Origin of the sequence: Shewanella sp. SACH, from assembly GCF_001887095.2 — a bacterium.
Classification (GTDB): domain Bacteria; phylum Pseudomonadota; class Gammaproteobacteria; order Enterobacterales; family Shewanellaceae; genus Shewanella; species Shewanella baltica.
In genome coordinates this window covers 414472-426619 of the sequence record NZ_MPDG02000002.1, presented here as the reverse complement: position 1 = coordinate 426619, position 12148 = coordinate 414472, and the positions used below count along the sequence as shown (strand labels likewise).

General features: G+C 44.1%; 10 protein-coding genes. 4 read left to right on the top strand and 6 right to left on the bottom strand.

The features are described 5' to 3' along the window. The first annotated feature begins 8 nt into the window (after nucleotides 1–8). A complete protein-coding gene (locus BM607_RS22135; RefSeq protein WP_249269578.1) occupies nucleotides 9–461 on the top strand; it encodes a hypothetical protein in 453 nt (150 codons plus the stop codon). Between the two features lie 156 nt (nucleotides 462–617). Here the strand turns inward: BM607_RS22135 and BM607_RS09810 are convergent, their stop codons facing one another. After that, on the bottom strand, nucleotides 618–992 hold the full coding sequence (locus BM607_RS09810) for a PH domain-containing protein (protein ID WP_006084057.1): 375 nt from the start codon (nucleotides 990–992) through the stop codon (nucleotides 618–620). Nucleotides 993–1192: 200 nt separating this feature from the next. Next, nucleotides 1193–3109 carry a U32 family peptidase gene (locus tag BM607_RS09805; RefSeq protein WP_071938254.1) on the bottom strand — a complete coding sequence of 639 codons (1917 nt, stop codon included), beginning with the start codon at nucleotides 3107–3109 and terminating at the stop codon, nucleotides 1193–1195. A gap of 216 nt (nucleotides 3110–3325) precedes the next feature. Here BM607_RS09805 and rluA point away from each other — a divergent pair, with 216 nt between their 5' ends. The 3 genes from rluA (at nucleotide 3326) to BM607_RS09790 (ending at nucleotide 9221) form a co-directional block, all read left to right on the top strand. After that, complete coding sequence (gene rluA / locus BM607_RS09800; protein WP_011845850.1) at nucleotides 3326–4003, top strand: bifunctional tRNA pseudouridine(32) synthase/23S rRNA pseudouridine(746) synthase RluA; 678 nt, start codon at nucleotides 3326–3328, stop codon at nucleotides 4001–4003. Between the two features lie 95 nt (nucleotides 4004–4098). Beyond that, entirely contained in the window at nucleotides 4099–4560 is a 462-nt protein-coding gene (asnC, locus tag BM607_RS09795; protein WP_006080290.1) for a transcriptional regulator AsnC, read from the top strand. 206 nt (nucleotides 4561–4766) lie between these two features. Further along, complete coding sequence (locus BM607_RS09790; RefSeq protein ID WP_083548562.1) at nucleotides 4767–9221, top strand: rhombosortase-dependent M36 family metallopeptidase; 4455 nt, start codon at nucleotides 4767–4769, stop codon at nucleotides 9219–9221. A gap of 71 nt (nucleotides 9222–9292) precedes the next feature. Here BM607_RS09790 and BM607_RS09785 read toward each other — a convergent pair whose 3' ends face one another. The 4 genes from BM607_RS09785 to BM607_RS09770 form a co-directional block, all read right to left on the bottom strand. Beyond that, on the bottom strand, nucleotides 9293–9805 hold the full coding sequence (locus BM607_RS09785; RefSeq protein WP_071938255.1) for a hypothetical protein: 513 nt from the start codon (nucleotides 9803–9805) through the stop codon (nucleotides 9293–9295). A 42-nt stretch (nucleotides 9806–9847) separates the two neighbouring features. Further along, nucleotides 9848–10030 (bottom strand): hypothetical protein, encoded by a 183-nt coding sequence (locus BM607_RS22130; RefSeq protein WP_071938760.1) that lies wholly within the window; start codon nucleotides 10028–10030, stop codon nucleotides 9848–9850. A gap of 207 nt (nucleotides 10031–10237) precedes the next feature. Next, nucleotides 10238–11008, bottom strand: coding sequence for an ABC transporter permease (locus BM607_RS09775; RefSeq protein WP_071938543.1), 771 nt, complete (start codon nucleotides 11006–11008; stop codon nucleotides 10238–10240). Beyond that, on the bottom strand, nucleotides 11005–11943 hold the full coding sequence (locus tag BM607_RS09770; RefSeq protein ID WP_071938544.1) for an ABC transporter ATP-binding protein: 939 nt from the start codon (nucleotides 11941–11943) through the stop codon (nucleotides 11005–11007). The genes BM607_RS09775 and BM607_RS09770 overlap by 4 nt, the downstream gene beginning before the upstream one ends. Between the last annotated feature and the right edge of the window lie 205 nt (nucleotides 11944–12148).

Genomic DNA, 12148 nt, shown 5'->3' with positions numbered 1-12148 from the left:
GCGCATATTTGTCCCGCAACAAGTATCACAGACTCAATGGCGATACCACAGCGAAACAAGCACAAACACAAGCCGCAGCGGATGTCGACGCCAAAGAGCCGATATTGTCTTACCACTTAAAATTTGACGACGAAAGTAAGCTTTATTCAATGAAGCGCTATCATCCCAATAGCCACATTGCCGAAGAAGGTAATTTACAGATCCAAGGAGAAGAACAATTCTGGGTCGGTATCCACAATCAATACGACGAGCAAGGTAAGCTTTATTCAATGAAGCGCTATCATCCCAATAGCCACATTGCCGAAGAAGGTAATTTACAGATCCAAGGAGAAGCACAATTCTGGGTCGGTATCCACAATCAATACGATGAGCAAGGTAAGCTCAAGCTCTCCGAAACCTACACTATGGCAGGAGAGCCGATAGAGCACACCACCAGCACGAATGCGATATTGTTAAATTAATCAAGTTGATATGGATAATGTCAGTACCAATTGATATGAAGGGTAGTATAGATAATGCGGTAAGCCCTGATTTAACTTGGCTTACCTTATTTGTCTTACTTACCTTAATCGCCAGCTCGATAGAAGTAATGGAAATCTAAGTAGCAACACTTAAAACTAAAGCGCAAAAGTGGCGATAGTCTTTTGAATACCGACGACATCCGTACCACGCTTGAGTTCTTTGACTAAAGGCTCACTCTGGCCTGAGATCCAGATTTTGAGCTCGGCATCCATATCAAAATGGCCTGTGGTTTCCACTTCAAAATGGGTAATGGATTTATACGGTATGGAATGGTAAGTAACTTTCTTGCCAGTAAGCCCCTGCTTATCAATTAAGATCAGACGTTTATTGGTGAAAATAAACAAATCGCGGATCACTTTGTAGGCGAGTTTTAATTCTTCTTGAATGCCCATGATGGGCCTTAATTCCTCGGCTAATTCCTGTAAATCAACCTCAGAAGCATTACCGAGTAAACCGTCTAACAATCCCATTTTAACATCCCTTATTATTGATATTATTTTCAATAAGATATCCGCTGATCGTCGCATGTGCAATATCGGGCTTTGATGAAAATATGGGAGTAGCTATGGTGAGAACAACATCAATGATAGGTAGGCAGATGTAGGCGCGCAGATGTTAGCTGAATGGGTGTTAGGAGCATTGCACTGGGCAATGCTCCTAATAACAAGTGTTAAAGGTGTTTCTGGCCTCGCACTTGACGGTTTTCACCGACCACCATCATTTCGCATTTAGGACAGTCGAATACCAACTTGAGCACATCGTTACCGATTTCAAGCACCATAGGATCGGCCTTGATGCCTGGTACTTCCTTCGGACACAGATTGAAGTTAAAGCGCAGACAATGCTTAGTGATCATCAATGGCACGTCTTCGGTGACGCCGTTTTTCTCATAGGTGTCTTGGATCTCAATTACGCCGTGGCGTTGATAAAAATCCTTGGCCTTCTCATTAGCGACGTTACCTAAGTAACTCAAATGCTTGACGGGATACACTGCATCTTGATTATGTTTCCACGGCAGTGGACGCACATAACCTTGTACACGGGCAGCCTCTAAGGCGGCAACGCCATCACGGCGCAGACCATTGAGCACAGACGCTGGCAAGAACCATGCTTGCGCCGTATCGATACTGATACTGCGGGAAACAAAGTCGGTACTACCGAGCTTACCCAGCTGAGTGCGGGTATTTTGCAAGGTCTTGTCGACATCTGTCGCAAGTGTCTTCTCGACCACTAAATTGACTGTGGCGCTTAGGCCATAGATATCGGTCAAGGTCAGCGCCAGTCCGTCTTGAGTGTCGCTCAAACGTAAATCGACGCCGATAATCCGCTTAGAAGATTCTTTCGATAACAGTGCTTCGAAGGCTTGGTTATGGTTACGATATAAGGTCATACCGACTTTTAAATCCTTTGGCACCTGCAATATATGCAGTTTTAAGCCTTCGGCGCGGTTAACCCGCAGGCCTTGCAGTTTGTCATCCGATTGTTTTGCCATGGCAAAATTCGCAGGGAAGAACGCTAAGCCATCGCCGTTATTAAACTCATGGGTTGAGCTCACTTGGATAAAGTCTTTGCCTATGCTGACCACTTTACCGACTTCTTCGCCTATGTATTTTGGCGAACGGAAATCTTTAATGCCTTGGCTACGTTCGTTAACAAAGTAATCTGTGCTGCCGCGGTTAAAGGTCTTTTCAGGATCGGGGATGAAGGAATGTTCACAGCGGCCGTGGGACGAAGCCTTAAACTCAGGGCGACGCGCCATAATCGCATCTAGCTTTTGGCGATAATGCGCGGTGACGTTTTTAACGTAACTTAAATCTTTTAAGCGACCTTCAATCTTAAACGAGCGAATGCCCGCATCGATTAGCGCTTCGAGGTTTTCAGTTTGGTTATTGTCTTTTAAAGACAATAAATGTTCATTCTGCGCTAACACGTCGCCTTGACGGGTTTTAAGATTGCCCGGCAGACGGCACATTTGCGAGCATTCACCGCGGTTAGCACTGCGGTTACTAAAGGAATGACTCAAGTTACACAAACCACTGTAAGCCACACACAGAGCGCCGTGGATAAAGAATTCGAGCTGCATATTAGTATGCGCGGCCACATCACGGATTTGGCTCAAGCCTAATTCGCGGGCGAGCACCACCTGAGAAAAACCAACTTGCTCTAAGAACGCCACTTTTTCTGGGCTGCGGTTATCCATTTGTGTACTGGCATGCAGGGCAATCGGCGGCAAATTGAGTTGCAATACACCCATGTCCTGCACAATCAGCGCATCGGCACCGGCTTCGTACAATTGCCAAATGAGTTTTTCGGCATCGGCCAGTTCGTTATCCATCAAAATGGTATTGAGGGCGACGAATACCTGAGCATGATATTGATGAGCATAAGTACAGAGTCGCGCGATATCTTCAACACTGTTACCTGCCGTTGCCCGCGCACCGAATGCGGGCCCCCCTATGTATACCGCATCGGCACCATGGCGAATGGCTTCGATACCGTAGTCAGCATTTTTTGCAGGCGCCAATAACTCAAGGCGGTTATGGACGTGAGAAAGATTCTCGGGAGTGTATATCTCTGGCTGGCTCATGGCTTCAAAGGCTCAACAGGGTCATTAACAAAAAAGAGCGTAATTATAGCAAGAACTCAAATACAGCTCTATCAGCAAATCATCAACTAATGCGCTTTACTTCGGTGCTTTAGTCATCTCAGAAAGGTTCTTGCCACAGGCAATCTTTGGGCGCCGCACTTGCACCCTCAAGCCTAGCAGAGTATCTTTGCGGCGCATTGACGAATAGGCCTCATTATGACTGATTTTATTTACCAACCACCGACAACCCCTTGGCTCGATATTCTTTATCAAGATAAAGACATTATCGTCATAAACAAACCTTCGGGATTGTTGTCTGTGCCCGGTCGCGATCCAGCCCATTACGACAGTGTCTATGCTCGGGTAAAAGCTGAACATCCCCATAGCCAAATCGTCCACCGCCTCGATATGGCGACCTCAGGCGTAATCGTTGTCGCCCTTATTCGCAGCGCCGAACGTGAATTAAAACGTCAGTTCCACGATAGAGAAACCAGCAAGACCTACTTTGCAAGGGTCGCTGGCCATGTCAAAAATGATACCGGTAGCGTTGATTATCCGCTGATCTGCGACTGGCCGAATCGCCCCAAGCAGAAAGTCGATCATCTTGTGGGCAAACCGTCGTTGACTCACTACCAAGTAATAAGTCGCGCCAAACGCTCGACGCTGGTGAAACTCACGCCAATCACAGGCCGCTCACACCAATTACGCGTGCATATGATGGCACTAGGTCATCCGATCTTAGGTGATGGTTTTTATGCCGATCCACTGGCCAAATCCTTAGCACCACGCCTATTACTGCATGCGGCAGAGCTCACCATCAAACATCCCTACACGGGTGTCAGTATGACTTTTAGCGCAGAAGTACCTTTTTGTGAGCCTTTGGGCGAACAATGATCACTAAAATCAACTAAGACGGGCAAAATCGGTAGCAATTCCCCATAAAAAAACGTAACTTTATGACAATTCATTACGTTATAGAGAGTTTATTTATGGATACCGCATTTCAGCGCGATCAACTCGATAATCATATCCTCGAAGCCCTAATGCAGGATGCCCGCACGCCCTTTGCCGAACTCGCTAAACGCTTTAGCGTCAGTGCTGGCACTATCCATGTTCGGGTAGAGAAAATGAAGCAAGCGGGGATCATCACAGGCGCGCAGATCACAGTAAACCCTAAAGCCCTAGGTTATGACGTCTGCTGTTTCATCGGTATCAATCTTAAAAGTGCAGGCGATTACCCCGCCGCCATAGCCAAACTCAACGCCCTCGAAGAAGTCGTCGAAGCCTATTACACCACAGGTAACTACAGTATTTTCGTAAAGGTAATGTGCCAATCCATCGATGGTTTACAGCACGTACTCATCAATCGCATTCAATCGATCGATGAAATCCAATCAACAGAAACCTTAATCAGCCTACAAAACCCAATAGTCAGAGCGGTTAAGCCTTAAACAGGAAAAACAGTAAATCCACCATAAATAATGTGCCGACCCATAAAATGTGACATAGGTCTTTTTTCAACCAAAGGTGTTAACTGAGTGGTGAAACTGTGTTACAACTTCATTGCTAAAATCAAAGATTGCAGCATAACTATAACAATCAAGCTAAATGCACGTTCCCTATAGTGCTGAAAGCATTAATTGACAAGGAAGAAGTTGTGAAGACAAAACTATCGATCGCCATATCAGCGGCGCTGCTTTCAGCTGCCGCCAATGCAGACAACAATACACTCCGTATCAACCAAATCTCAAATAACCTGACCAACAGTCAACAAACTCAGGCCGCTAACTCAGTCAGCGGTATGAAAGATCAGTATGATGTCCAAACTGGCACTGCGACTTTCCAATGGGCGAAATCTGGTCAAAGAACCCCAGATATGGGTGCATTAGATGCTAAGTACAAACTCGCCTTTGCTGCAGATTTTTACCTCAATCAAGTCACCGGATTATCGACAAGTAAAAACACCAATTTGAAGCCAATATTAGCAAGCCTACACGATACTGGTCGTGGCGCTATGATTGCAAAATATCAACAAGAATATCAAGGAGTTGAGGTATTCAATAGCAGTTTCAATGTTTTAATGGATCGTGAATTTAATTTAGTCGCAACTTCTGGCAGCTTATCACCCACAAGCACTGCCAATGTCACTGAATTGAAAGGTATAAAAACAGATTTCAATGATCCCGAAAATGCAGTACAAGCTGCATCAAGAGCAATGGGCGTTGCCGATGTGAGCATCAGTGCGACGTCTAAGATTGGTAAATATCAGTCCTTTAATGTAGCCGCGTCTAATAGTTCAAAAATGCTTAAGGGGGAACCTAGAGCTAAACCGGTATTTTTTGAATTAAAGGGCTCACTTGTTCCTGCGCATTATGTCGAAATTGAAGTCGCCGACAATGAAAGTGTGGATTCTGAATTCTATTCTTTTGTCATTAGTGATGTAGATAACAAAGTTTTATTTAAACATAATCTTACCGCACAGGAAGCTGCATTCAATTACCGTATATACGCTGACGAACAAGGTATTCCATGGGATGGGCCTCATGGTAATGTTGTCCCCGCGATGAGCAAAGACCAAGTCGATGCGACTGAATATTTAGATGCTCCTATGGTTACTATCACTTCAGGCCCTATCAGCACAATGGACCCTTGGTTAGCAGAAGAGGCTACAACCACCTCTGGTAATAACGTATTTGCTTACGTGGACGCCCTTGCTCCAGATGGCTTTACCAACGGCGACTTTACAGCTGAGATCACCAGCGATAAAACCTTCGACTACAAATACAATACAACTCAAGCTGAAAGCTCAGTTAATAACCGTAAGGCATCGATCGTTAACTTGTTCTACATGAACAACTATCTACATGATTTGTTTTATGATCACGGTTTTGATGAAGCAGCGGGTAACGCTCAAGCTCAAAACTATGGTCGTGGCGGCGAAGAAGGTGATGCGATTAGGGCTGAAGTTCAAGACAACTCAGGCTTTAATAATGCCAACATGAGTACACCAGCTGATGGCCGATCACCTAGAATGCAAATGTATCTCTGGGATAGCAAAGATGCCGTGAACGGTGAAGACTATGGCGTTACAGTGACTTCTGATGCAGCTATCGGTTTGCTCGATTCAACACAACGCGCCAGCTTTGGACAAGGTCAATTTGAAATCAGTGGCGATGTGGTTCGTTTAGTTGACGGAGTAGCTCCTGTTAACGATGGTTGTAGTGCACCAACAAATACTGCTGAATTAGCTGGAAAAATTGCCATTATCGATCGTGGTGTCTGTGGATTTACCGTTAAAGCTAAGTTTGCTCAGCAAGCAGGTGCTATTGGTGTGCTTATTGCGAATAACTCTGGCACTGTAGAACCAGCACCTATGGGTGGCACCGATGATACAGTTAAAATCCCTAGTATTGGTTTATCAAAAAATGATGGCGCATTGATTTATGCGCAACTCGATGCGACTAAACCCGTCACAGTCACCATGTTCAATACTAAGCCATTTAAAGATAGCTCTTGGGATAATGCGATTGTTGCCCACGAATGGGGGCACTACATCAGTAACCGTTTAGTAGGTAACTCATCAGGTCTAATCAACCAACAAGGCCGTTCGATGGGCGAAGGCTGGGGAGATTTCCATGCATTGTTAGTGATTTCTGAAGAAAATGATGCACTGATCCCTGGCAACGAGTTATTCCAAAAACCTTATGCTGCAATTACTTATGTTGCATCCTTCTTTAACGGCATACGTAACTACCCTTATAGTACTGATATGGAAGTCAACCCACTAACCTTCGGTAATGTTGAACTTGGCAAAGGAACTGGAGCTGATGTCAATGGTAATGCTGAAGTCCATGATGCAGGTGAACCTTGGGCCGCAATGCTTTGGGACTGTTATGTTTCATTAATCAACGACGAACGTTATAGCTTTGCAGAAGCTCGAAGCATGATGATGAACTACCTCGTTGCCGCTTATAAGATGACACCAATTGCGCCAACTTATACCGAGGCTCGTGACGCCTTACTTGCCGCAGCCTACGCAAATGAACCGAAAGACTATGAGCTTTTCGTTAAAGCCTTTGCTCGTCGTGGTATGGGTCTTGGTGCTGTTTCACCCGCTCGCTACGATGCCAAACATCAAGGTGTTGTAGAATCTTATAAAGCTGAACTATCTAGTTTTGGAGTTAGCAATCACACAGTCAATGCCGATTACGAAGGCTTGACAGTAGGTTATTGCAGTAAAGATGGCATTCTTGATAAAGGTGAGACAGGAACGGTTAGCTTCACAATAACTAACCGAGGCAGCAAAACATTTGAAGGACTAGAAGGTAAGGTTGAGGTTACAAGTGGCCAAAATATTACCTTTGCAAATGATGGCAAAGTCACATTTGGTTCTCTTGACTTATTTGCTGAAGCGACGAGTATTCCTATTGAACTGACGCTCAATGAGGCTGCAACTGCAGATAGCGTAGTATTAAAACTGACGTTCCCATCGTTAGATGAAGGAACTGAGGCTGATGAGTATAGCTTTACTACTACAGTTAACATGGACTTCAAAGATAAAGCCCCTGTTAGCAATATGTCTATAAGTGATATGGAGAATCAGGCAGGGTTAGTCGATTTTAAAGAGCACGTCATCAGCGGTGGTGATATGGCCAAAGGCACTGCGAAACTTGAAAACGATTATGTAGACTACTTCCCTGTTGACACTCAATACCTTCGTATCGCCAACAACGGTTTTGCTTCAGACGTTGCTTACGAGACTAAGCCTGTAACTGTTGGCTATGGTGGCGACTTTAAAATTAGCTGGTTCCAATACTTTGAAATTGAAGAAAACTATGATGGCGGTGTGGTAGAAATCAGTATCAATGGAGGCGATTGGGCGGATGTAACACAAGTTGGTGGTGTATTTGAAGGTGCTGGCTATACGGGTGTACTCGAAGATCTACTTCCTGGACGTCAAACCTTTACTGGCTTCATGGCGTTCCCAGGCGCGAATGAAACAGTGAACTTCGGTACTAAATTAAATGGTAACGAAGTTCGTTTCCGCTTCCGTATTGTTTCAGATACTAACTCGAATGAATTTGGTTGGATTGTCGATAACATTACCTTCTCAAATATTGTAACGAGTGTGTTTAATGAACAAACGGCGGGCGATCTCAATGCCTGTGATAACCGCGTACCTAGTGTAGTTTTAGCTACAAGTGCATCAGAAGTAAAAGAAGGAGATGCCGTTAACATTAATGCAACAGCAATTGATGCTAACGCTAATGATGTCCTCACTTATACTTGGACACAAACCTCAGGAACGACTGCTACGCTGACAGGAGCCAATACAGCATCATTAAGTTTCAATGCACCAAGTGTTGACGCCAATGAGGTTTTAGAGTTCATGCTAACAGTGAATGATGGTACAGCGGATGTTGTTAGCACTGTATCTATCAAAGTAAATGATAATAATCGTCCAATCGTCACTTTGACTCCTAGCGCTACAGAAGTTAAAGAGGGTGCATCAATAAGCATCAATGCAACAGCAGTTGATGCAGATACTAGTGATACCCTTACTTACTCTTGGGCACAAACCTCAGGAACTGCAGCGACACTGACAGGTGAAACCACTGCATCATTAAGTGTAACCGCACCACTGTTGGATTCCTCTGAGGTATTAGAATTTACACTAACCGTGAATGATGGTACTGACGATGTTGTAAGTACGGTGTCAGTAACCGTAAACAATAATAGTCTTCCAACCGTTAATTTAACCCCTAGTGCAACCGAAGTTAAAGAAGGTGAAGCAGTTAGTATAAACGCTGTAGCAGTTGATGCTGACGCCAGTGATGTACTCACTTACTCTTGGACTCAAACGTCAGGAAATACAGTAACATTAACCGGTGCAAATTCGGCTTCGTTGAGCTTCACTGCGCCGCAAGTAAGTGCAACTGAAACACTCACGTTTGCCTTGACAGTAAATGATGGCATGGACGACGTGGTAAGTACTGTGTCAATAAAAGTAAATGACATTCCAGTCGAAACACCGAGTAAATCTTCAGGTGGTAGTTTAGGTTGGCTATCATTCATCTTGTTACCTTTGGCAGCACTACGCCGCCGTAAATAATAAGATTAACCAAAATTAAAAAAGCCGCAATTTGCGGCTTTTTTATTATCTGTACTGATGCCCAACACTCTCTAAATAATGGGTGTTTTATCCATTGGACTATAATCAACTTCCAACTCAGCCTGACCAAACTCCTGCAGATGTTCAAGCACATCAAGCAAAAAAATACGGCTATCGAGTGGGATCAGTCGATAGGTATTCTCGGCAATGTTATCAATGCTAAAACCAGGGGAGAATGTTGATAATGGCAACTGACTAACAAGTACTAACGAACCTTTTAGCTTTCCAAATACAGACATTTGCGTATCGTAAACCACTGTTCCTTTCACTAACTGTTCCGTTGAGGTAGTAAACTGACGACCATTAAATTGATAACGATATAATTTATTTTTCTCAGTAGATGAATTAACACCTTTGGGTGCTGGAGCTACTTTTTGCAGTGGATTTAATACAACATCTTGTGAGGGTGAAGTTGCAACCTTAGCACTATTATCAGAGAGGTTATCAGTGGCTACCGTTTCGTTTTTTGCATTAGTACAGCCAAATAAACAACTCACAACAAGCATATATAAAGTATTTCTCATACTTTTACCCTTAAAAACGACGAGCCGAGTTATAGATTTACCTTAACAAGTTCCTATAACAAATGAAGCAAAATAATGCCTAAACCAAAATTTACGTATAATACCAATCGTATTAAATATCTGTTCATTCAGCAGGAGTTCAACGCGCTTTAGACAAGGCGGAGGCTTGAAGGCATAGTGGTGCTCTGTCGAAAGCCTTGAACGCAGTATAAAGCGCGTTGCCATGCCGTTAACATCAGCCACCCTTCGGGAGCCTCACGGGCATCCCACTCCGGTGTTGCATTGACTTAAAAGGGAATAACCATTTCTACGTCAATGCGCCTTGGATTGGGATGCCTGTGAGGCTCTGAACTGATTAGATATTTAATGTGATTGGTATAAAAAGAGCATTAAAATTTATGCCCTTCAAAACTCAATCTTGATTTTAAGCAGTTACGAACGTAACCCTATCCCACGTGAGACCAAATAGTAAGCTAAGGTCCACAGGGCGCCACAAAAACCGATCATAATGGCGATGGATAATGGCACGCTGATATCGGCGAAGCCTAAAAAGCCATAGCGGAACACGTTGATCATATAGACCACAGGGTTGAGTGCCGACACGCCTTGCCAGAAAGGTGGCAAAAGTGACAGGGAGTAAAATACCCCGCCAAGGTAAGTTAATGGGGTAAGTACAAAAGTGGGGATGATACTGATATCGTCGAAACTTTTAGCAAAAACAGCGTTAATCAAGCCACCTAAGGAGAATAGCACTGAGGTTAAAAACACTGTCATTATCACTAAACCAGCATGATGCAAGCTAATATCAACAAAGAACATGGCCACAAGCGTCACTATTAGGCCGACACATAAACCGCGCGCCACGCCGCCACCAACATAACCAGCAATCAACACATAATGGGGCACAGGAGCCACCATCAGCTCTTCTAAATTACGCTGAAACTTAGCACTGTAGAATGAGCTCGCCACGTTCGAGTAAGAGTTAGTGATCACTGACATCATGATCAAACCTGGGGCGATAAACTCCATATAAGATACGCCGCCCATCTCTCCAATTCGGCTGCCGACTAAGTTACCAAAAATCAAAAAATACAAGGTCATGGTAATCGCAGGCGGCACTAAGGTCTGGATCCAAATTCGCGTAAAACGATTGATTTCTTTGCTTAAGATGCTTTTAAAGGCGATAAAATAGAGCTGGTTCATGCAGAGACTCCCTGAGTTTTCTTCACGAGTTCGACGAAGAGTTCTTCTAAGCGATTAGACTTGTTACGCATCGATAGCACTTCTATATTAGCCGCACTTAATTGGCTAAAGACATCGTTGAGATTTTGCTCTTTAACCACATCCACCTCTAAGGTATGAGAGTCAGTTAAGCGACAAGCCATGCCATCGAGTACTGGTGCCGTTGATGTATCGCGACGCAGATCGAGAATAAATGTCTCCATATTCAGCTTACTGAGCAGCGCCTTCATGCTAGTGCATTCCACTAAAATGCCTTTATCAATAATGCCGATATTACGGCAAAGCATTTCAGCCTCTTCAAGGTAATGGGTGGTCAGGATGATCGTCACGCCTTGCTGATTAATTTGTTTGAGGAACTCCCACATAGAGCGACGCAGTTCAATATCCACGCCTGCGGTAGGCTCATCTAAAATCAACAACTTAGGTTCGTGCATCAGGGCGCGGGCGATCATTAACCGTCGCTTCATGCCGCCGGATAATTCCCGCGATTGGCTATTACGTTTTTCCCACAAATCCAGTTGGCTTAAGTATTTTTTGGCGCGCTCAAGGGCAACAGGCTTAGGCACACCATAGTAACCCGCTTGATTCACCACGATTTGCAGTACGGTTTCAAACTGGTTGAAGTTAAACTCTTGCGGCACTAGACCAATACAAAGCTTGGCGTGTTCTAGCTGCTTATCGATATCATAATCAAAGACTTTGACCGAACCTGAACTCTTCTGCACTAAGGAGCTTATAATACCAATCGTGGTGGATTTACCCGCACCATTGGGGCCGAGCAAGGCAAAGAAATCCCCTTGATTGACGGTGAGGCTGATGCCTTTGACCGCTTCGACACCGCCTTTATAGGTTTTTTTAAGCCCTTCGAGTACCAGAGCATGGGTAATATTCGCCATATTTGTACCGATCCTTACACATTAGAAAGTAATAAGATGGTGCTAAAAAACACAATTACAATGATGGGTTGCAGAACTAAAGCAAAAAATTAGCTAATCGATTGAAAAACCAATCTTTAATGGTTCAATTATTTATACTATTTTTTATATAACCGTAAAAAGCAAAACTCCCGCCTGTTGCGGGAGTTTTAAACGGTATCGGACA

Excerpts from the sequence above, each read along its gene's own strand:
- BM607_RS09770 (WP_071938544.1), bottom strand. The coding sequence starts at position 11,943 with ATGGCGAATATTACCCATGCTCTGGTACTCGAAGGGCTTAAAAAAACC.
- BM607_RS22130 (WP_071938760.1), bottom strand. The coding sequence starts at position 10,030 with ATGGCAACGCGCTTTATACTGCGTTCAAGGCTTTCGACAGAGCACCAC.
- rluA (WP_011845850.1), top strand. The coding sequence starts at position 3,326 with ATGACTGATTTTATTTACCAACCACCGACAACCCCTTGGCTCGATATT.
- BM607_RS09805 (WP_071938254.1), bottom strand. The coding sequence starts at position 3,109 with ATGAGCCAGCCAGAGATATACACTCCCGAGAATCTTTCTCACGTCCAT.
- BM607_RS09775 (WP_071938543.1), bottom strand. The coding sequence starts at position 11,008 with ATGAACCAGCTCTATTTTATCGCCTTTAAAAGCATCTTAAGCAAAGAA.
- asnC (WP_006080290.1), top strand. The coding sequence starts at position 4,099 with ATGGATACCGCATTTCAGCGCGATCAACTCGATAATCATATCCTCGAA.
- BM607_RS09810 (WP_006084057.1), bottom strand. The coding sequence starts at position 992 with ATGGGATTGTTAGACGGTTTACTCGGTAATGCTTCTGAGGTTGATTTA.
- BM607_RS09785 (WP_071938255.1), bottom strand. The coding sequence starts at position 9,805 with ATGAGAAATACTTTATATATGCTTGTTGTGAGTTGTTTATTTGGCTGT.